At 43.2% G+C, this 22,332-nt stretch carries 15 protein-coding genes and 3 pseudogenes; 14 read left to right on the forward strand and 4 right to left on the reverse strand.

Annotated elements, in window-relative coordinates; genetic code table 11:
• The first annotated feature begins 201 nt into the window (after nucleotides 1-201).
• The 10 genes and pseudogenes from A4G20_03985 (at nucleotide 202) to A4G20_04030 (ending at nucleotide 8,801) form a co-directional block, all read left to right on the forward strand.
• The gene (locus A4G20_03985; GenBank protein QIW15548.1) at nucleotides 202-1,692 is read left to right on the forward strand and encodes a glucose-6-phosphate dehydrogenase; all 1,491 of its coding nucleotides are present in this window, start codon (nucleotides 202-204) and stop codon (nucleotides 1,690-1,692) included.
• 203 nt (nucleotides 1,693-1,895) lie between these two features.
• A pseudogene (locus A4G20_03990) lies at nucleotides 1,896-2,599 on the forward strand (6-phosphogluconolactonase).
• 235 nt (nucleotides 2,600-2,834) lie between these two features.
• Complete coding sequence (locus A4G20_03995) at nucleotides 2,835-4,142, forward strand: MFS transporter (GenBank protein QIW15549.1); 1,308 nt, start codon at nucleotides 2,835-2,837, stop codon at nucleotides 4,140-4,142.
• A gap of 27 nt (nucleotides 4,143-4,169) precedes the next feature.
• Nucleotides 4,170-4,379, forward strand: coding sequence for a tautomerase (locus A4G20_04000; protein QIW15550.1), 210 nt, complete (start codon nucleotides 4,170-4,172; stop codon nucleotides 4,377-4,379).
• Nucleotides 4,376-5,068: an aspartate/glutamate racemase gene (locus tag A4G20_04005; GenBank protein QIW15551.1), complete on the forward strand. Its 693-nt coding sequence runs from the start codon at nucleotides 4,376-4,378 to the stop codon at nucleotides 5,066-5,068. The genes A4G20_04000 and A4G20_04005 overlap by 4 nt, the downstream gene beginning before the upstream one ends.
• Before the next feature lie 11 nt (nucleotides 5,069-5,079).
• Entirely contained in the window at nucleotides 5,080-5,349 is a 270-nt protein-coding gene (locus A4G20_04010) for a hypothetical protein (GenBank protein QIW15552.1), read from the forward strand.
• Nucleotides 5,346-5,726 (forward strand): hypothetical protein, encoded by a 381-nt coding sequence (locus tag A4G20_04015; protein QIW15553.1) that lies wholly within the window; start codon nucleotides 5,346-5,348, stop codon nucleotides 5,724-5,726. Before A4G20_04010 ends, A4G20_04015 begins: the two co-directional genes overlap by 4 nt.
• A 276-nt stretch (nucleotides 5,727-6,002) precedes the next feature.
• Entirely contained in the window at nucleotides 6,003-6,428 is a 426-nt protein-coding gene (locus A4G20_04020; GenBank protein QIW15554.1) for a virulence factor, read from the forward strand.
• A gap of 23 nt (nucleotides 6,429-6,451) precedes the next feature.
• The gene (locus A4G20_04025) at nucleotides 6,452-7,330 is read left to right on the forward strand and encodes a hypothetical protein (protein ID QIW15555.1); all 879 of its coding nucleotides are present in this window, start codon (nucleotides 6,452-6,454) and stop codon (nucleotides 7,328-7,330) included.
• 16 nt (nucleotides 7,331-7,346) lie between these two features.
• Nucleotides 7,347-8,801, forward strand: a complete 1,455-nt coding sequence (locus A4G20_04030; protein ID QIW15556.1) for a phosphogluconate dehydrogenase (NADP(+)-dependent, decarboxylating) — start codon at nucleotides 7,347-7,349, stop codon at nucleotides 8,799-8,801.
• 88 nt (nucleotides 8,802-8,889) lie between these two features.
• Here A4G20_04030 and A4G20_04035 read toward each other — a convergent pair whose 3' ends face one another.
• Nucleotides 8,890-9,492: a ribonuclease HII gene (locus A4G20_04035; GenBank protein QIW15557.1), complete on the reverse strand. Its 603-nt coding sequence runs from the start codon at nucleotides 9,490-9,492 to the stop codon at nucleotides 8,890-8,892.
• A gap of 241 nt (nucleotides 9,493-9,733) precedes the next feature.
• On the opposite strand from A4G20_04035, the gene A4G20_04040 reads away from it, so the two are divergent.
• The 4 genes from A4G20_04040 to A4G20_04055 all read left to right on the forward strand — a co-directional run bounded on the left by A4G20_04040 (nucleotide 9,734) and on the right by A4G20_04055 (nucleotide 14,776).
• Nucleotides 9,734-10,711: a ribonucleotide reductase gene (locus A4G20_04040; GenBank protein QIW15558.1), complete on the forward strand. Its 978-nt coding sequence runs from the start codon at nucleotides 9,734-9,736 to the stop codon at nucleotides 10,709-10,711.
• Nucleotides 10,698-12,365 carry a ribonucleoside-diphosphate reductase, alpha chain gene (locus A4G20_04045; GenBank protein ID QIW15559.1) on the forward strand — a complete coding sequence of 556 codons (1,668 nt, stop codon included), beginning with the start codon at nucleotides 10,698-10,700 and terminating at the stop codon, nucleotides 12,363-12,365. Before A4G20_04040 ends, A4G20_04045 begins: the two co-directional genes overlap by 14 nt.
• A gap of 488 nt (nucleotides 12,366-12,853) precedes the next feature.
• Nucleotides 12,854-13,744, forward strand: coding sequence for a hypothetical protein (locus A4G20_04050; protein ID QIW15560.1), 891 nt, complete (start codon nucleotides 12,854-12,856; stop codon nucleotides 13,742-13,744).
• A 429-nt stretch (nucleotides 13,745-14,173) separates the two neighbouring features.
• Nucleotides 14,174-14,776, forward strand: coding sequence for a transposase (locus A4G20_04055; protein ID QIW16848.1), 603 nt, complete (start codon nucleotides 14,174-14,176; stop codon nucleotides 14,774-14,776).
• Between the two features lie 507 nt (nucleotides 14,777-15,283).
• On the opposite strand, the gene A4G20_04060 is transcribed toward A4G20_04055, so the two are convergent.
• The 3 genes and pseudogenes from A4G20_04060 to A4G20_04070 form a co-directional block, all read right to left on the reverse strand.
• Nucleotides 15,284-16,966, reverse strand: a complete 1,683-nt coding sequence (locus A4G20_04060; protein ID QIW15561.1) for an ABC transporter ATP-binding protein — start codon at nucleotides 16,964-16,966, stop codon at nucleotides 15,284-15,286.
• An 8-nt stretch (nucleotides 16,967-16,974) separates the two neighbouring features.
• Nucleotides 16,975-19,710: pseudogene (locus tag A4G20_04065) on the reverse strand (peptidase M16).
• A 92-nt stretch (nucleotides 19,711-19,802) separates the two neighbouring features.
• A pseudogene (locus tag A4G20_04070) lies at nucleotides 19,803-22,309 on the reverse strand (hypothetical protein).
• Nucleotides 22,310-22,332 lie beyond the last annotated feature (23 nt).

The following is a 22,332-nucleotide window of genomic DNA, read 5'->3' on the forward strand; positions in this document are numbered from 1 at the left end:
AAACAAAGGCATTGGCAGGGAAGAATAGAGCCAAGTGATCCGACAAGCGGCCTAAAAATCACAAAAATTTGCAAATATTTACAAAACTTTCCCCGCTTGCTTAAAGAATACCTTTAGCGCCTTGATATTTTTGTTGAGAAGTCCAACGCTTTAGGTCAAAATAGTCACAAATTTTTCACATTTCTTGGATTAAAATAAATAATGAATAGCATCGCAGATAACAACTGTATCGTCATTTTCGGCGCCTCTGGCGACTTAACCCACCGCAAACTGATTCCTGCCCTCTATAACCTTTACAAAATCGGCAAACTTACCGAGCATTTTTCCGTCTTGGGCGTGGCCCGTTCGGAGCTAACAGACGAGAGCTTCCGTGAAAAAATGCGTGAAGCCCTGATCAAGCACGAAAAAGCAAGCGGGGAAAGTTTAGATAATTTCTGCAAACACCTTTATTACCAAGCCATCAACACCTCAGATGCGGTGGACTACGGCAAGTTGGTTCCCCGCTTGGACGAGCTGCATGATGCCTACCAAACTGGCGGCAACACCCTCTATTACCTCTCCACCCCGCCAAGTCTTTATGGGGTCATCCCAGAATGCCTGGCTGCCCACGGTCTCAATACTGAGGAATTTGGTTGGAAGCGGATCATTGTGGAAAAGCCTTTCGGTTACGACATGAAAACCGCCAAGGAGCTGGACGTGCAGATCCACCGCTTCTTTGAAGAACACCAGATCTACCGTATCGACCACTACTTGGGCAAGGAAACCGTGCAAAACCTCTTGGTGCTACGCTTCTCCAATGGCCTCTTTGAACCCCTTTGGAACCGCAATTTTATTGACTATGTGGAAATCACTGGGGCGGAATCCATTGGCGTGGAAGATCGTGGCGGTTACTATGATGGTTCAGGGGCCATGCGGGATATGTTCCAAAACCACCTGCTCCAAGTGCTGGCTATGGTGGCTATGGAGCCGCCGGCCATTATTAATGCTGATTCCATGCGGGATGAGGTGGCCAAGGTGCTTTACTGTCTGCACCCTTTGAGTGCGGAAGACGTGAAAAACAACCTGGTCTTGGGCCAATATGCCCCAGGCAAGGTGGATGGAGAAGAGGTCAAGGGCTACTTGGAAGAAAAGGGCGTACCGGCTGATTCCTTAACCGAAACCTATATGGCTCTGCGTTGTGAAATCGACAACTGGCGTTGGGCGGGCGTGCCTTTCTATGTGCGTTCAGGCAAACGCCTGCCAACCCGGGTGACCGAAGTTGTGATTCACTTTAAAACCACCCCGCACCCAGTTTTCAGCCAAAATGCCCCAGAGAACAAGCTCATTATCCGCATTCAGCCAGACGAAGGCATTTCCATGCGTTTTGGCCTCAAAAAACCAGGGGCAGGCTTTGAGGCCAAGGAAGTTTCCATGGACTTCCGCTATGCAGACTTAGCCTCCCCAAGTCTCTTGACCGCCTATGAACGCTTGCTACTGGATGCCATGAAGGGCGATGCCACCCTCTTTGCCCGCACAGATGCGGTACACGCCTGCTGGAAGTTCGTTCAACCGATTTTGGACTACAAGGCTGCCCGAGGCCGTGTTTATGAATACGAGGCCGGCACCTGGGGGCCAACCGAGGCCGACAAACTGATTGCCAAGCACGGCCGAGTCTGGCGTAAGCCGACTGGGGTGATGAAGAAGAAAACTTAAATCTTTTTTGATCCCCTCCCCCGCTTGCGGGGGAGGGTTAGGGTGGGGGGATTGCCTTTAGGTAACAAGCGGAAAGCAAAATACGAAAATTTGCAAAAATTCTCAAAAAATCATCCGCTTGTATCTTGAGCTTCGCTCAATCCCCCACCCCCGCCCTCCCCCGTAAACGGGGGAGGGAGTTTAAACATACATAGGAAGCAAACATGAACACCAAAATTTTCCCAACCGCCCAAGCAGCCGTTGAACAAATAGCCCAAGAATTTAAGGCCCTTAGCCAAGAAAACCGCCCTGTGCATATCTCCCTTTCAGGCGGTTCAACCCCAAAACTTTTATTTAAAACCCTGGCCCAAGCCCCTTTTAATACTGAAATCCAGTGGAAGAACCTGCATTTCTGGTGGGGGGATGACCGTATGGTGGAACCGGCAAGCCCCGAAAGCAACTATGGCGAAGTCCAAAAGCTCCTTTTCGACCACATTCAAATTCCTGCGGAAAACATCCACCGCATTCGGGAGAAAACGAAGTAGAAGCCGAACTTGCAAGATTTTCGCAAGAATTGACCGCTTGCTTGCCAAATCTCTCCTTTGACTGGATTATTTTAGGCATGGGCACAGACGGCCACACCGCATCCCTCTTCCCCCATCAAACCAACTTTGCTGATGAAAATGTCGCTGTGATCGCTAAACACCCTGAAACAGGGCAGATCCGCATTTCCAAAACGGCTAAGTTGATTGAAGGTGCTAAACGTATTACCTATTTGGTAACAGGTAGCTCCAAGGCGGAGATCCTCAAAGAAATCCAAACCCAACCTGCGGAAGATTTACCTTACCCAGCGGCCAAGATTAAGGCTAAAAATGGACTGACGGATTGGTATTTGGATCAGGAAGCGGGGGCTTTGCTTAATCTTTAAGGTCACAAATTGTGATCTTAAACAGGGATAGGTCATTTTGAGGTCACAATTTGTGATCTCAAACTAACCATAAAATGATAATGTGTACTTTTTTATTCCACGCACGGCAAGCCGTACGTGGTTACGTATAAGTGAGGGGCCTTGCCCCTCCAAGATGCAACAGGGGCAAAGCCCCTGACTTATTCGTAACCGATTGCGACGAAGTCGCTGTCGGACAGAAACTTAAGGAACCCCAATGAACCTCAGACAAAAAATTGATAACAGCCCAATGGGCGCTTACCAGTGGGCCATTGTGATGATGGCCGCAGTGATGAACTTTTTAGACGGCTTTGATGTACTGGCCATTGCCTTTACGGCCACCAATATCACCAAGGAATTTGGCCTTAGCAAGACCGAGTTTGGTATGTTGGTGAGTGCGGGCCTTGTCGGAATGGTAATGGGATCGATGATTCTGGCCCCCCTTGCCGACAAATTCGGCCGCCGCCCGATTTTACTTTTATCGGTTGCCTTTTCTGGCATTGGTTTAACCATTTCGGGCTTCTCCGCCTCAGCCGAAATCATGGCCTTTTCTCGCCTTATTACAGGCCTGGGCGTGGGTGGCATTTTGGTGGGCACCAATGTGATTACCAGCGAATACTCCTCCAAAAAATGGCGGAGCTTTGCCATCAGCGTCTATGCCGCAGGCTTTGGTATTGGGGCAATGGTGGGTGGCCAAATCGCCAAATCCCTGCAAGCAGCCTATACCTGGCATTCGGTCTATTTTGCGGGAGCGGCCATGACCGCCGTCATTTTTGTGGTCTTATGGATCTGGTTGCCTGAATCCATCGACTACCTCTCTTCCAAACAGCCGAAAAATGCTAAAGAACGCCTAAATAAAATTGCCCATAAATTAGGCTTTGAGGGCCGCTGGGAGCTGCCAGAACAAGTGCAAAACACTCAAGCAAAACTACCGATTTCCCAACTCTTTGGCGAAAAATACCTGCGTGCCACCCTGCTCTTATGGCTTTCTTTCTTTGCCATTATGTTCTGCTTCTACTTTATCAGCTCCTGGACACCAGCCCTCCTCAAAGAAGCTGGAATGACCGTGGAAGAAAGTATCAATGTAGGGATGATGATTTCCCTAGGCGGTGCCGGTGGCTCGCTGGTTTACGGCCTGATCGCCAGCCGCTGGTCGGCCAAAAGCGTGCTCATGCTCTTCACCGTGGCTTCATCCGCGGCCATTGTGGTCTTTATTCTTTCGGCCAATAACTTAGGCGTAGCCATGATTTTAGGCGTGGTGGTCGGCGCCCTCATTAACGGCTGTATCAGCGGCCTTTACACCATCAACCCTGCCACCTACGATGCCGACATCCGCAACACCGGCGTGGGCTGGGCCATTGGTGCCGGTCGTGCAGGTTCCGTTTTAGCCCCAACTGTGGCGGGTATGCTCCTAGATTCAGGCTGGGAAAAACAAACCCTTTATATTGCAGTAGCAGGCGTGATGCTTTTAGCAACCGTGGCCTTGGCTTTTAAGAAGTCTAGAACCGAAATCCGAGCCGCCTAACAAGCGGCCTTAAAGAGGGAAAATGCCATGCCTTATGTTAATATCAAGCTCACGGGCGGAAAAGAGGCCCCAACGGTGGAGCAAAAAGCCCAATTAATTGCAGGTGTAACCGATCTTTTGGCTCGTGTGCTCAATAAGAACCCAGCAACCACCGTGGTCATTATTGATGAAATTGATATGGATAACTACGGTCTGGGCGGTAAGTCCATCACCGAAAAACGTAAGGAGCAGGCATGAAAACCCTAGGCATTTTGGGCGGAATGAGCCCTGAAAGTACAGCCACCTACTATTTGGAAATCAATCGAGCAGTTAATCAAGCCCTAGGCGGCAACCACAGTGCCAAGCTCTTACTGGCCAGTGTTGATTTTGAGGAAATTGCCACTTGCCAACGCTCAGGCGACTGGCAGCAAGCGGGCCAAATTTTGGCAAAACTTGCAAAAGACTTAGAGCAGAGTGGAGCAGAGGGCATTTTGCTTGCCACCAACACCATGCACAAGGTTGCCTCACAAATTATAGAGGCCATTAATGTGCCCTTCCTGCATATTTTGGATGTGGTCGCCAACCGTATCAAGGCCCAGGGCTTCAGCCAAGTTGCCCTACTGGGTACGCAATTTACCATGAGCGATGCCTTCTATAAATACGGCCTATTGGAGCGGGGCATCAAGCCACTTGTTCCCTCTAGTGAGGTGCAGGCTGAAATCCACCGCATTATTTTTGAAGAGCTGTGTGTGGGCAAGATCTTACCCGCCTCCAAGGACTTCTACCTGCAAACCATTGCCGATTTACAGGCCCAAGGGGCAGAGGGCGTGATTTTAGGCTGTACGGAAATTGGCCTGCTGATTGAACAAGGCGATTCTGCCCTGCCTTTCTTTGATACTGCCAAGCTCCATTCAGACATGGCCGTTGATTTTATTTTAAGTAAATAGAGGAAAAAGAGATGAAACCGATTGTTTACTACGCCTCTTGGTGTCCGGATACCGCCCCTTTTTTGGCTGAATTAGAGGCTTTAGGGGTAGAATATGAAGCCTTGGATATGGTTAATGATCGTCTAAATTTTAAGGCTTTTTTGAAATTAAGAGATACACACCCCGCCTTTGATGATGCCAAGCAAAAGGGCTATATTGGTATTCCTGCTTTGGTCTTGGAGAGTGGAGAGGTGATCTTGGATAAGGATGAATTGAAAAAACTTTTAAACAAGATAAAATGAAAAAATGTCTATATAAATTTCTGATGCTAGGTTTAGTGATATCATTATTATATTTATTCAATGAAAATTATAATCAAAACTTATTGCTAAACTATAAATTGCGAGCAGAACATCTTATTTCAATACTTGAAGAGTATAAGCTGAAGAATGGCAATTATCCAGAAAACTTAAAAAATATTCTGATAAGGTATGATATATCCAACAATGAAATGTATATTGTTAAAGAGCCAAAATTATCAGGAAGGGGAAATGTAGATTATGCATTTTATAGTGAAAATAATAGTTATTTTTTGACTATTGGTGATTATTATCCGCCAAATTTGACATATCGTTCAGATTCTAAATACTTTGAATATAATGATAATACTTTAGATTAAATTTTATTGATAGGCATATCTGATTTAGCATTGAAAACGTCCTTTCTCCGTTTTCACTACTGCCAAATCTCCCCTAACCCCTCTTTGCTAAAGAGGGGGATCAGATTGCGAGTATTTATGTTTTATCTTTCTAAATATAGATCTTAATGAAGAAAGATGAGTTCAAATTTTGCATAATATAATTCCCCTCTTTGAGCCTTGAGGGGTTAGGGGAGATTTGGCAGAAGAGATAACGTAGTGAGGGAGCTATTAAACGAAGATAAGATTGGAGATAAAATGGATCGCACATTGATTGTTTTTGATATGGATACACATTGTTTAGAACGGAACGACCACAATCCCAGCTGGCGGAATGCCTATGCGGATATTCAGCGTATTCTGAAAAAACACGGCTTCAATAACATTCAAGGCACAGTTTATCTAAGCGAGGTCGGGATAAAACAAGCCCACGGTACACTGGCCCTACAAGAAGTCGCTGCCCGTTTTGAGTGGTTTGCCCTCTGTGCCTCTAATATCCAATTTTATGAACTAAAAGACGATTTTAACGCCCAATTTATTGTCGAAGGCGTACAACAAGCCCGCCAAGCCTTTTATCGCTCTTTGGATAATTTACGAAAGGAATTGTTAGAAGCAGGATTAACAGAAGACAAAGTTGAGGAAATTGTCAATAAACGGCAGTTTTCTTTGCAGTATGTACAGTAAATAATACTATGAGATAAGAAATGATGAAAGATGATATTTATATATATTTTGATTCAAATATTTTTCAGTATATGAAAAACCAACCAGCAGATATTTTCTGGAGTGATTTCATAAGAGTTTTTAATACATTGAAAAGAAAATATAAATTTCCTTTATCCTATGCTCACTTAAGAGATCTAGCATTATCGCCTATACCGAGTTTTGATACAGGAGACATAGTGCATTTAAATAATATAACTGAACATAATTATATATTAGAGGATTTGAGTATAATTCAACAGGATCTTAATGCTTTTTATGATAAAGAAGAAATCAAAGGAACCTTTTTCAAAAGGCAAGATGATAATAAAACAAATAGCATTAAGGAAATAATTAATAAAAATAAATCATCTGATATGCTCTTAAAAGAGTTAATATATTTTTTACCATTAAACATTTCCAATCCAAATGTATATAAAGAATTTAGAGTTATAATTCAAAAAATGAAAAAGGATTTTAATAAGAATTCGACTATTGATGTTGGTGGCGATCTTTTTAAAAATCTTTTGCCTTTATTAGATTTTCTGATTTCTCAAGATGTATCTTGCTCTTCCTTTAAAGATGCTTTAAATATAATTATGTCTTTTAATGAAGCAAATAAGGAAATTGATTATAAACAAATAGAAGCTGGATACTTTTTGTTAGATTTTAATCAAAAAATGAGAGATAAGATAACTAATGGAAACACTATTAATAATATGTTGGTTGATGTAGCTCATTTATGTTATGCCAGAAAGGCAAAATATTATGTTACTGCCGATAAAAAACATTTTGAAAAATCAAAATTTTTATTTGAATGTTTAGATATTAAGGTGCAAGTAATTAGCCCAAAAGAATTTTTAAGTAAATTTAATGTTTTATAAAACAGGAGAAAACAATATGTCAGTAAAAGGTGATATCGGCCTTATCGGTTTAGCGGTAATGGGTCAGAACCTGATTTTAAATATGAACGACAAGGGCTTTAAGGTAGTGGCTTATAACCGTACTACCTCTAAAGTCGATGAGTTCTTAGAAGGGCCAGCCAAGGGCACCAATGTGATTGGGGCTTATTCTTTAGAAGATTTGGCTGCCAAATTGGAAAAACCTCGCAAGGTTATGTTGATGGTGCGGGCTGGTGAAGTGGTCGATCAGTTTATCGAGGCACTTTTACCGCACTTGGAAGAGGGCGACATCATTATTGATGGCGGTAACTCCAACTATCCAGACACCAACCGCCGTGTTAAGGCCTTGGCTGAGAAGGGCATTCGCTTTATCGGTTCTGGTGTGTCGGGCGGTGAAGAAGGCGCACGCCACGGGCCGTCCATTATGCCAGGCGGTAACCAAGAGGCCTGGGAATTTGTGAAACCTATCTTCCAAGCTATTTCCGCCAAAACCGAGCAGGGTGAGCCTTGCTGTGACTGGGTGGGCGGCGAAGGGGCTGGCCACTTTGTCAAGATGGTGCATAACGGCATTGAATACGGCGATATGCAGCTTATTTGCGAAGCCTACCAGTTCCTTAAAGAGGGCTTGGGCCTCAGCTATGATGAAATGCAGGCCATTTTCCAAGATTGGAAAAAGACCGAGCTAGACAGCTACCTGATTGACATCACCACCGACATCTTGGGCTATAAGGATGAAGATGGTCAGCCGCTGGTTGAAAAAATTCTCGACACCGCTGGCCAAAAGGGCACGGGTAAATGGACAGGTATTAACGCCTTAGACTTCGGTATTCCTTTAACCTTGATTACCGAATCTGTTTTCGCCCGTTGCGTTTCGTCCTTCAAAGATCAACGTGTGGCCGCTTCCAAGCTCTTTAACAAGACCATCAGCCCAGTGGAAGGCGACAAGCAAGTCTGGATTGAAGCAGTGCGTAAGGCACTCTTGGCTTCAAAAATCATCTCTTACGCCCAAGGCTTTATGCTTATTCGTGAGGCCTCTGAACAGTTCGGTTGGAATATCAACTACGGTGCCACCGCCCTCTTATGGCGTGAAGGCTGTATTATCCGCAGCCGCTTCCTCGGCAACATCCGTGATGCCTATGAAACCAACCCAGATTTGGTTTTCTTGGGGTCAGACCCATACTTCAAGGGCATTTTAGAAAATGCACTTGGCGACTGGCGTAAGGTGGTGGCTAAATCGATTGAAGTGGGCATTCCAATGCCGTGTATGGCCTCTGCCATCACCTTCTTAGACGGCTACACCTCAGAACGTGTGCCAGCTAACCTGCTCCAGGCCCAGCGTGACTACTTCGGTGCGCATACTTACGAACGCACCGACAAACCACGCGGCGAGTTCTTCCACACCAACTGGACAGGCCGTGGCGGTAACACTGCTTCAACCACCTATGATGTCTAGCTAAAACAAGCGGTCAGAAATTTGCAGGTTTTTGCAAAAAACTGACCGCTTGTGGGTGCAAAAAGCAGGCCTGGCCTGCTTTTTTGCTTTATCCAGACTGCTTGAGCAAGGCCCTGGCCACCGGTCCAAAACTCTTGCGGTGAAAGGGTGTCGCCCCAAATTCTGCCAGTTTTTCTAGGTGGAGTTTGGTTGGGTAGCCCTTGTGTTGGGCGAAGGCATAGTGTGGAAAGTCCTTATCTAAGGCCTCCATTTCGGCATCTCGGGCCACCTTGGCCAAAATCGAAGCCGCACTGATTTCAGCCACCAAACTATCGCCCTTGACCACAGCCTGGGCAGGCATGGCCAATTCTGGCACTCGATTGCCATCCACCAAGACAAAATCAGGCTGAATGGCAAGGCCTGCAACTGCTCGCTGCATGGCCAGCAGGGTGGCCTGTAGAATGTTAAGCTCATCAATTTCCTCAGGTTCAGCCCTGCCCAGGCTCCAGGCCAGGGCCTTGTCCTTGATTTCTTGGGCCAGCAGTTGGCGTTTTTTATCCGACAGCTTTTTGGAATCGGCCAAGCCCTCAATGGGCTGATTAGGGTCTAAGATAACAGCAGCCGTAACCACAGCCCCCACCAGGGGGCCTCGTCCGACCTCATCCACGCCCGCAATCAAATGGGCATGAGGGTAAATAAAAGGAGTGATCATTTGTTCTTTCCTATCAATAAGGGGCTTATTCAGCTATTTTTTTAGCGACTGTCAGCATAGCAGAAGCAGGGCTGGGGGATGGCAAAACTTTACAAAAAAATCTGAAAAAAAACTATCTGATCTTTCAAACACTTACTACGAGCGAATCGCAAAGGGTGATTTGTCAAGGGCTTGAAAGACAAAAAAATATGGCTAGAATACTGACCCAATTATAGCAATTTACCTTAAATCCCGAAGCATTATGTCCAGAAATCTATTCGAAAAACGCATTCAAATTAAGCCTTACGAATACCCTGAACTGCTTGAATTTAAAGATGCCATCCGCCATTCCTACTGGCTGCATACCGAATTCAATTTCACAGGCGATATTCAAGACTACCGCACAAATATCAACGATCACGAACGCCATGTGCTGACCCGTGCCATGTTGGCCATTTCCCAGGTAGAGGTGAACGTGAAGCGTTTCTGGGGCGAGCTTTATCGCTACTTCCCTAAACCAGAAATGGACGATGTGGGCGGCACCTTCGCTGAAAGTGAGGTTCGCCATAAGGATGCCTATTCCTTCTTGCTGGAAAAATTGGGCCTAAACGAGATGTTTACCCAAATCCACGACATTGAGCCGCTTATGAACCGTATTCGTTATATGGAAGACTTCATGCGGGAAAAAGATGCCGGCAAGGGCCAGTTTGTGCTTTCCTTGGTCTTGTTCTCTCTCTTTGTGGAGCATATTTCCCTCTTCGGCCAGTTCATTATTATGATGTCCTTCAACAAGCACAGAAACCTCTTTAAGGGGATTTCCAATGCGGTTGAAGCTACCTCAAAAGAGGAAGAAATCCACGGCCGTTTCGGGATTGCCCTCTATGAGATTTTGCGTGATGAACACAGTGAGTTGTTTACGCCAGAATTTTATGTGGAATTAGAGCAACTTTCCAGCCAGGCCTTTGAGGCAGAACGCTCCATCCTAGACTGGATTTTTGAGGAAGGTGACTTGAGCTTTATCAGCAAGGCCACAGTGGAAAACTACATTAAGAGCCGTTATAACAATTCCTTAATGGCCTTGGGCTTAGAGCCTCCACACAATATTGATCCTGACTTGCTCAAGGAAACAGAGTGGTTTGATATTGAAATCCTTTCCACCAAAGAAACCGATTTCTTTAACAAACGTAGTACCGATTACAGTAAAAAAATGAAACAGATTACCGCCGATGACTTATTCTAATACCGACCGCCCAGATTTTGCTTGGCTGAACGAAGACAGCCGTTTATTTTTACAACGTGGCTACCTGCTTGAAGGCACAACTGCCCATGATCGTATCCGCTTTATTGCTGAACACGCTGAACGTAAGCTCGGCCTGGTGGGCTATGCGGATAAGTTCTTCCACTATATGGCCCGGGGCTATTTTTCCCTTTCCTCCCCAATTTGGTCTAACTTTGGCTTAGATCGTGGCCTGCCTATTTCTTGTTTTGGGAGCTACATTGGCGATTCCATCCACGAAATCATGGTCACCACTGCTGAAGTGGGCATGATGAGCAAGATTGGCGGCGGTACTTCGGCCTATTTTGGCGACATCCGTCCACGGGGTTCAGCCATTAAAAATAACGGCAAATCAGACGGCTCTTTTAACTTTAGCAAGCTCTTTGACACCGTGATTGATGTTATTTCCCAAGGCACATCACGCAAGGGCCAGTTTGCTGGCTATATCGACATTGAACATGGCGACATTGATGAATGGTTGGATATTCACACCGAAGGCAACCCTATCCAGCTTATGTACTATGGCGTGTGTGTAGGCCACGATTGGTTGCAGTCTATGAAGGCCGGCGACCCTTACAAGCGGCAGCTTTGGGCCAAACTTTTGCAACGCAAGACCGAAACGGGTATTCCTTACCTCTTCTTTAAGGACAATGCCAACGCAGGCCGCCCAGATGTTTATAAGGATTTGAACATGACCATTCATGCTTCAAACCTCTGTACCGAAATCATGTTGCCATCTAACGAAGATGAGAGCTTCGTCTGCTGTCTGTCTTCTATGAACCTGCTCTATTTTGATGAGTGGAAGGATACCGATGCCCCAGAAGTGCTAACCTACTTCTTGGACGTGGTCATGAGCGAATTTATTGAGAAGAGTGAAGAAATTCCTTTCCTCCACCGTGCCAACCGCTTTGCCAAACGCCACCGTGCCCTAGGTCTTGGTGTCCTAGGCTGGCACAGCTACTTACAGGCCAACAACATTGCCTTTGACAGCTTCCAGGCCATGCAGAAAAACAATGAGATCTTCAAAACCTTGCAGGAAAAGACCCTCAAGGCCTCTCAAGAGCTGGCACAACGCTTTGGCGAACCTGAAATCTTAAAAGGTTACGGCCGCCGGAATACCACCTTATTATCGGTTGCCCCAACCAAGTCCAGCAGCTTTATTTTGGGCAGCGTTTCGCCATCGGTCGAGCCATTTAAGTCCAACTACTATGTGAAAGACCTAGCCAAGATCAAAACGGTTTATAAAAATCCTTTCTTGGAAAAACTCCTCCAAGAAAAAGGCCTAGACACGGAAGAAACCTGGGAAAGCATCTTACTTAACGATGGTTCCGTCCAGCACCTAGAAGCCTTAAATGAGCATGAAAAAGAAGTCTTCAAAACCTTCTCAGAAATCAGCCAATTAAGCGTGATTCAGCAGGCCGCCCAGCGTCAAAAATACATCGACCAGGGCCAGAGTATCAACATCATGGTTCACCCCGCCACCCCGGCCAAGGATTTGAACCAGTTATACCTCACCGCTGAAGAACTAGGGCTTAAGTCCATTTACTACCAATACTCCATGAGTGCGGCCCAGGTCTTTAACCGCAATCTCTTAAGTTGTAGTAGTTGTGAAGGGTAATTTGTAGAGAGTAAAAAACCGCTTGTTTTTAACAAGCGGTTTTTTATGGGGCATATAGGCCAAAATAGCCGTATTCTCAAATCAATGGGTTAGCTATTCTAGGTAAAAAATGAATTTACTCTCCTGAGTTTAGATTAGATGTAATTTGCATTTTGCCCCAGGGCTGGCAATATTAGATGGAAGGATATCCAAAATATATTGAAGGAAAATGGTATTGTGCAAAGTATGTTGAGAAAGGGAAATTGCTTGGATAATGAGGGTAATGGAAAGTTTGACAGGGGATTAAAGACGAAATGTTAATTTGGCAAGCGTTTTGAGAACTTGGGTGAGCTCGAAAAGGTGATTCACGAGTACATTTATTATTGCAATCATAAGTGTAGAGTAGAACTAAAAGGACTGAGCTCTGTGGAGTACAGAACTCAGTCCTTGAATTGAGTCAATCTAAGTTTTTTGGGGCATATCAAGGGCAATTTTTTTAGGAAAATATAATGGCAGAAATATTGATAAAATACGTTACTTCATTTTTTGTAATATTTTTATTAGTTAATGAGGTTTCTTTTGTCACTATTATTCTTGGGGCACTAGTTTTAGTTGTTCTTTATGTCCCAATATTAAATCTGATAAAAAAGGTGAAAATTACTTTTTCAAGTATGGTCGTATTGATTATTTTCTCTGAGCTTATCTTCTTTTTTACGAGTTATTTTTTTACAAAAAATATAGAAGGTATAGAGACTATTACACAAGCGATTGCCTTATATACAATCCCTATCTTAATAAATATTCTTATTCTCTATACATTGTCTAACCATAAAATAAACAATAGGGTATTGATTACTCTAATCTATTCTACAATAATAACTATTGGTTATTATTTTTACTATTTGATTCCTAATGATATTGTCAGAATAACTCAGATTGGAACCTATATATTTTCTGACTTATATCAGCTTATCATTTCCTTCCTCTTTTTCTTATTTTTACTTGCTTTAGTTCTTGCAGGCTTTCTTCCATTAACGATAATTCTAAGCTATATGAATCTAACTTCTAGTTTAGTTTATCCTAAAGAGGTTAAATATAAGATTAGATGGAAAAAGAAAATTGGTGTTATCCCTGTATTATGTTCAGTTTCTTTTGGTATTAATGTTCTATTACTAGAACATGAAATAGATAAGATGAGGACAGATTATTATATTGCTAATATGTTAGTTTACCTGTTTTATATGGATAAGTTACCAGTTAGATGTGATCAAAATGTTTTATACTATCCAGAGGAAGATAAGTTTATGTTTGTTGATATAAATAATATATCTCTTGCATATAAGAAAGGGGATAGTTACGAATTTGGAATAGGTCAATGCCAAGTGGACTTTAAACCATAGGCATTTACAGTACAAACTTTTAAAAAGGGCATAGTAGACAAAATAGTTGCTAAAAAGTGGCTTAAAGCCTTATAGTACAAGGCTTTAAGCCCTCTTTTTGAAAAATGAACAAAAAACTGCCCTTTCTGCCAAAGCACGAATATCAAGAAACATGGCAAACAAAATAATATTCAGCGTTATTATTGTAATCAATGTAATAAAACCTTTACCCATCATAAGAAATTAGATCCAATAAAGATCTGGGGTGATTACACTTCAGGAAAACAAACCTATCAACAGCTTGCCAATAAGTATCATTGTTCGGTTAGAACAATCCAAAGATATATTGATAAAGCCCCTAAAACATTATTACATCCACCTCAAAGCACATCGCTTAATATAATTATGGACACTACCTTTTTTAAGCGTAATTTCGGCGTATTAGTGTTAATGGATTCTCATACAAAGAAAGTGGTATTTCACTGTTTTGTAAGAACAGAAAAAGACGTTTACTATAAGCTGGCACTTAATAGATTGAGAGAAAAAAGCTATATAATACAATCCATTACTTGTGATGGTAGGCGAGGCCTGATGAAGGACTTGTTCAATGCACCTGTACAGATGTGTCAATTCCATATGGTTGCAATAGTGATGAGAAAACTCAGGAAGAAGCATCAATCACAAGCGGGAAAAGAATTAAAAATTATTGCAAAAACACTGGTAGAGAGTTCAAAAAATGAATTTTACAAACGCCTTCATTATTGGCATTTAAAACATGAAGAGTATTTAAAAGAAAGAAGTGATAAGCCAAATGAAAAGGGATATTTACCTTATAAGCATCGTAGTGTTAGAGGGGCTTATGCAAGCCTTAAATGGTATATGAAATATTTATTTACTTTTGAAGAATGGTCAGATTTAAATATAGAAAGGACAACAAATAGGCTTGAAGGGCTATTTAAACATATGGAGCGACAGTTAAATAATCATAATGGATTAAGCAAAAAACATAAAGCCATGTTTATAAAGGATTTTTTGAATAAAAATAGCTGCTAACATTTTAGAAAATAAACATTAGCAACTATTTTGTCCACTTGGCATAGTTTTTGACGAATCAGCAACTATTTTGTCTACTATGCCTCCAAAAAACATATCTTTAGGCAAAAAAAGATGCCGTTAAGCATCTTTTCTTCAGCACTTGTGGTAGCTTACGCCTTTAAGCAATATAGTTTTTTTATAATTGAGTACAAGTGTCTAAGTAAAATGATTTCTGATGGAGCCACCTTTTTACCAAAAGCCGACTACGTCACAATCGGTTAAACAGGGTTGAGTGGCTTTTCTGCTCTGGATTTCACAGCCCCAGATAGAGCCAGCGGGGTTGTAGGGACGAATCACATTCGCCCTGATGGTTTTGGATTGATTAGAGGCGGGTAATTTGTCCCTACTTGTCCCTCTGATAGTGCAAGAAAACTAAAGGAATCCTTGCAAGTTTTTATAAAAATTTAGCCGCTTGTGATATATTGGAGGTGGTCTTAAAGTAGCCGTTTTAATACAAGGCCTTTTCTAAACAGGCCGATAAGAGCCTAAATCAATTTCTTCATCTGCTAAAGCAGCCAATTCCTCTTGGTGGGAAATATAAACCACACTCGCCTGCGGTAATTCCTCTTTCAATAACTGCATTAAAGCAAGGGCTGAATCCTTATCTAAATTAGACGTTACCTCATCTAAATAAATAACTTCAGGTTTATTTAAGAGAATACGGGCAAAGGCAATCCGTTGTTGTTCGCCTCCAGAAAAAATATGTTGCCAATTATGGACTTCATCTAAGCGATTTACCCATTGGTTTAATTTTACTTTTTCCAAGCAGGCATTTAATTCCGCCTCGCTATATGTATTACAATTAGGATAACTTAATAGCTCAGCCAGGCTCCCATCATTTAAATAAGGACGTTGAGGAATAAGCAGGCCTTGTTTTTTAGGCAAGCGGTAGGAACCTTGATAAAAATCCCAGATGCCACTTAAAACCCGTAAAAAAGTTGATTTGCCTAAACCACTTTGGCCCTTTAAACGCACCCATTTATTTGGTGCAAGGCTAAGGGAAATATCTGCCAATAGTCGCTTATTTTCTGGCGTAAAAACAGTGAGCTTTTGTGTATCTACTATATTTTCCGTCAGTTCAACTTCGGCCTTTAATTCTTTCTCAAGGGCTTCCATTTCAGCCTTCAATTGACTTAAACGGGAAATAGCCGCCGACCATTTAGGCAAAATAGAATAGGCAAAAATAAACCAGCTAAAGGTATTCAGCACCACCCCAAAGGCACTGCGAATCTGCATTAGGCCACCAAAGGTAGCAATTTTGGCAATGAGAAGCGGAATGGAAAAGAGCACCGGCAAAATGAGCGAGAAACGATCATACCAAACCGTAAAGAAGCCCAGGTTACGTTCCCGGTTCATCAAAAGTCGCCAGTTGCCGACAATCTGCTTAAATTCATTGGCCAGGCTGGCCTTTTCGGTTTCCTGGCCCTTGTAGAGGGCGATTTGCTCTGCATTATCCTGCTTGTGAATCAGGCTGGTACGGAAGTTGGCCTCAAAGACCTGTTGCCTATAGTTTAAGTGATGGAGCTTATTCCCGATTAGGTGGGTAATAATTGTTCCAAAGATAGAATAAATCAGGGCCACCCAAACCAAATATCCCTTAACCACAAAGGTATGGCCGAAAAAGGTAAATTCTGGCTGCCCTGATAAATTCCACAAGATCATGAGGAAGGAATAGAGCTGAATTAAGTTAAAGATTAAGGAAATGGTTAATTCAATGCTGTATTCCACAAATAAGCGAATATCCTCTGCAATCCGCTGATCGGGGTTGTCCATTTGCTTACGCTGGGCCAGCTTATAGAAAATATTATTGGCCAGCCATTGGCCAATAAATTGTTCGGTCATGGATTCCCGCCAGCGGATAATCAATAACTTGCGTAACCAGGTGCGATAGACGTTAATCACCACAAAAATGGCAATATAAATAAAATATTCGGTTAAGAGGGAATAGATTAAATTGATGTCAATATCGCCAATTTTGGCCAAGGCATCGTAAAAACCCTTCTGCCATTCGTTAATTCTGACATTGATATAGGCAATGCCCGAGCCAATGCCAATCACGACAGCAAAAATAAGCCAGGACAGCCAGTTGGCCTTATTGCCCCAAAAGGGCTTAATCAGTGAATAAAGTCGTTTAAGAAATTGTTTCATGATTTTTCCTATTTCTTTTGCCCCACCACAAAGACCTTCTGATTTTCCGCATTGAAGATCTTGGCTGCCATGGCCCTGGCATTTTCCAGGGTGATATTATCGGTCAAGCCCTGCATATCCGTCAGGTAACGGGGATCGCCATATTGGTTTTCGCTAAGAATCAAGCGATTAAACCAGGTATCAACCGACTTCAGTCTCTCCCCTTCCGCCCGCTTAAAGCTGGCCTGGGCGGATTTAATATCGGCCTCGGTGATCTGGTTAGGCAGATCCCTTAAGACCGCCTTGGCCTGGGCAATCAGTTTCTCTGTATTGGCTGGATTGGCGGTAAATTTTAGCTCACTTTCCACCCGATTAGTGTCTGGATTAAGGGTGCTTTCCAGTCTCAGGCTGTACACACCTAAGGACTGATCCCGCAGGCTTAACTTGAGCTTGTCGGCCGCAATCTGGCGGAGGATGGCCACCATGGCTGCATCCTTGCCCTGCCACGCATGCTCACTAAAGAGCCACAAACGCACATCATCTTTGGGTTCAGGATGGCGATCAAAACGGGCCTGGCCTAGGCCCTTGACTGGTAAATTTTGCTCAAACTCAACCCGCTTGTCATTGCGTGGAATAGGGGCCAGGTACTGGCTCACCAGTGCTTTTAGGCTGGCCTCATCTTGGTTGCTGGCAATAAAATAGGTGGTTGGAAGGGTCGTCATCTGCTGCCAAATTTGGTTGAGATCCTGATCCAAAATTGGCCCTAAACTGGCCTTGGTCGGCAGGCTATCATCTGCCTCCTTGCCAAAACGCAGTTTGGCGACCATCTGCATTTGCAGGTTGTCATCATTCTTTTCATTTTGCAGATCAATGCTACGGCCCATGGCCTCTTTGGCCTCATCTAAACCATCCTTGACAGTCGTTTCCAACTGATAGGCATAATAGAGACGGAAGAGATCGGCAAGCTTGTCGCTCTCCACTGTGCCCTTAAAGAGGAGCTTATTGGCCTTCTGATCTAGGGATAAATTGACCTTATTGATCTTTTTCCATTGGTTTAACTGCTCAATTTCCCAATCCAGTGGGGCATTTTGGGCAATCATCTGGGTGGCCAGCTGGCTCTGCCACTTGCCTAGGCCCTGCAACATAAAGCCTGCCTGGCTCTGGGCCTGGAAGTAGGTTTTGTCTTCAGCAAGCGGAGTTTTGAGCCAAACCACCTTATCACCGTTAGAAAGTGTCCAATGCTGCACATTTTGCTCTGGAAAGACTTGGGTGGAGACAATTTTGCCCTGGCCTTTCACATTCTCCAAGGCCATCGGCACAATCTCTTTTTCAGCCTGTGGGGCAGCAATCTAGGCTTGAGCCGTTTCTGCTAGCAGTTTTTCTACTGTAGCCAGGCTGATGTCTAACTGGGTATCTCTCGGTGGTTGGTACTGCACCAGCCGATCCAGCTGGCTAAACCAATGATTCAGGCGGGCGTTAATTTCCTCAACCCTAATGTTGGCTAAGAGCGGTTCGGTTGTTTTGCCTAATTCTTGTTGGCTCTTATAGGGCTTGTCCAGCAAGACAGTATTGACCATGGCCTGCATCCAGCCAGAAAAATCCCGATCTTCTGTCCGCTTCTTGGCGGCTTCAATCTGTTCTTGAATTGGGACCTTTTGCTTGTCTAGCTCCTTTTGTGTAATGGGGAAGCGTTTGACTCGCTCAATTTCGGTCAAGACCTGCTTAAGACCTAGCTCATGCTCAGTTGAACTGACACTAGCATAGATGGCCAGAGCCACGGTATTTTTGCCGATGTCAGACTTACGCACCCCTACATGGCTCACGCCCTTGGGTAACAACTCTTTTTGATTGCGTAAGCGTTGGTTGAGGGCAGCCAGAGCCAGCCTGTCCACCAGGCGTTCATATCTGCCCTGCTCGGTTTGCTCCCGCTGACGGCTTTCATCAAAGCGGAAAATATAGGCAATTTGGCTCACGCCACTGCGTGGATCCTGAATTTTGCGGATTTTCAGATTTTGATTTAAGGCAGGTTCATAATAATCCCGCTTAGGCAGTGCCTTGGCTTGTGCCTTGCCAAAATAATCGGCAATTAGCTGCTTGGTCTGCTCTGGTTCAATATCGCCCACCACCAAAAGCTGCATATTATTGGGCACATACCAATTCTGGTAATAGGCCTGCAATTCGGTGGCAGGCATAAGGTTAATGCTGTCCATAGTGCCAATCACCGGATTGCGGGCATAGCGGGAATCGGCTCGCAGACTCTCAATCCGCAGGCGGTTCATGGTGTTCCCCACCCCCTGGCCCTGCCGCCATTCTTCCAGAATAATCTTGCGTTCCTTGTCTAGGTCGGCCTGGGTCAGCTTGGCATGAAAGAGCATTTGCGACAGGGCCTCAAAGGCCTGATCCAGTTTGGCGGTTTGCGGCGGAGTCATCATATAGGTGGTATGCTCGGCCGTGGTGACAGCATTATAGTTCCTACCCCTCCCCCATTTTTGGGCGTGGAGATGCTCCATCACGCTGGCATATTTGTCAGTCGCTCGAAAGACCAGGTGCTCGACCATGTGGGCCACGCCGGCTTGGCTGTCTGTTTCGTCCACCGCCCCAGCATCCACCTTCATCCGCAGCTCAACCCGGCCCTTTTCTTTATGAAGAGGGACAAGAGTATAACGCAGGCCATTGGCGAGTTCGCCCTGAATAGGCTGGCTCACTTCCGCCCAGCTTGAGCCAGCAAAGGCGAGGATAGAAAGGGAAAAAATAAATCGTTTTATCATGAAATTTGCTTGTCCGTAAAAATAGCAACAAGCGGTAGGATTTTTGCAAAAATTTGCAAATTTCTTACCGCTTGGAAAAGGGTTGAGGCTTACCAGTTGTAGCTTGCACCTAGCCAGAAGTTACGGCCTAAGGTATATTCACGTCTTACCGTGCTACCAGATCCTTTACGAGTGCTTTTAGCTTTAGCATTAAGAACATTATTAACATCTAACGTTAATTCTAAATACTGGCTTTTGAAAGTTGGTTGCTTATAGGTAAAACGCCAATCTAAGGTTAATAACTTGGCCTTCTCATAGTCACGATAGACACGGGCTTTTTTCTTATAATCACCACAAATGGCTGCATAACTAGCGTAAGAACAGTCTACTGTTGAATCGTCAGTGGCAATAAATCGTGTTTTACCTGTATATTTAATAATATGATCCCATTGCAAACGCAGTGCTGGGAATTCTGTATTAATATTTAAAAAGGCAGTATATTTATTATTGAAATCATTTGGGGAAGATTCCAAATATCCAATAATTGGTCACGATAAATTGCTTTTGATATATCATCTTCAGGGTCATCATTATAGGATGAATAGTTGGTTTTATTTTTAGCATAAGCTAAACCTAATTTCCAATTAAGATTCATAAAACCAAGTTTATACTCGTTCAAATTAGACACATCTAGAGTCACAGTGTTGGCTTTTGTCCAACCTCCATTTGTCATAATCCGTTCAATGCCTTGACCTTTTTCGCGTGTAAATTGATCCTTACCATGGCGATGAACCCATTTAACTGTCCATTGAGTCCCCAGTAACTTCTGTGAAAGGCCTAAAACAGATTCATCATTATAAGGGGTTTTAAGATCACTTTTTACTGAGAAATTATTACCTAAGGTTGATTCTCTATCTAGATACCAGTCAGCTGTTGTGCTGCGTTTATAAATATAATTTCCACCAATATTCGCTCTTAAAGCATAGGCCAACATGGAATTGGAATAATAACGACTTAGGCCACCAAATAGACGAGTATTTTGATTACCAAAAACATCATATGAAGCAGAAAATCTTGGTGAGAAATTCAGATTCTTTAAATATGCACTATAGTCTAAACGACCACCAAGGTTAATATCTAGATTTTTCCAGCTAATATTATCTTCAATATAAGCAGAATAGGAATCATCTTTTACCTTAACTTGGCGTTGTGGATAAAGCCGTGCCTCATAAGCATATTGCTGGCCATCAATACATTCATTTGCACCATTACAAGTCAGACTTGAAGAACCAGGTGTGTAAAGATATTGGTATACATTTTGGTAGCGTTTATATCTGGCTTGTGCAAGATTGGCATCCCAGCCAAAAATAATTTTATGCTCGCTTTGTCCCCAATCAAAATGAAGACCACTAAAATTTTGTTTAAGGGTATAGGTAGCTTTTTCAGTCTTATATTTACCAAAACCACCACGGAGTGCAAAGCTATTATTTGTATTGAACCATTCTAATAGCTCTGAAGCCTCATAACGACGGTAGCTATCTTCTTCATGCTCAACCGTATCGCCTGTGCGTTTATAGCTAAATGCAGTAGTCATTTTTAGGAGATCAAACTGTTTTTCCCATTCTAGTAGGCCGCTGACTCCGCCGCCTGTGCTGTCCATCTGGCCTTTATAGAAATTATTTTTAACAACACGTGACTGGTGTGGCGAATAAATAACCGTTCCTTTAAAGGTATTACCATGATCGCCAAAATAGATCCCTTTTAAAAGGAAGATTTCATTGCTTCGATCATTTAGGCGAGTGACGGTTTTGGTTGGATCAGCACGATAACGAAGACCTGAGTGATTGCTTAATAGATCAGATGTTTCTTTAGAATAAGAGAAAAGAATACCAAAGCGATCACTTAATGGCTGATTTAATACCACATCATAATATTCTTTTTTAAATTGTGGCTGGGCACTATAAGAAGTTGCGGCTTCAAAGGAGGCGCGATCTTCATCATTGATATTATATTTTGCCCAGGCACTGCGGGTTGTACGATAAGAAATAGAACCACTGGCTTTTTCTAAATCGGGATCTTTTAATTCTGCATTGATGACCCCGCCCATAAAGTTACCGTATTTGGCAGAAATATTACTGTCAAACACCTCAACATTTTTGAGCAATTTGGTATTAATCCATAAGGATTGTGTCCCTCCAGCAGGTAAATCATAAGCATTGGTTCCTGCAATGAGTTCGCCTGCACCTGCACGAGCTAAGTCACCTGGGTTGAGGTTATCATTATTTGAAATTCCATCGATCATAAAGTTATTTTCATAAAACTTTTGACCATGAAAAGACACTTCATCAGGTCGAATTTCCCCAGCAGTACTGGCAGAATTGACTGTGTTTGAGAAATTCACATTTGGATTCAGTTTAAGTAATTCTGTGATTTTGCCATTGGTACTTGGCAAGCGTTTGATTTGGTCTGCTGAAATTTTTTGTGTGCCAACCTGTTGGCTAAAAGCAGTTTCTTTAACGATAACTTCATCTAATACTAGGTTTTCATTTTCTTCTGCAACGGAATAGCCTGCAATAAGCAAAACATTGCAAAAAATAGCAATCTGTGTCTTTTTCATATGATTTCCTTGATGGCGCCTGA

Source organism: Pasteurellaceae bacterium RH1A, from assembly GCA_012221805.1.
GTDB lineage: Bacteria > Pseudomonadota > Gammaproteobacteria > Enterobacterales > Pasteurellaceae > RH1A.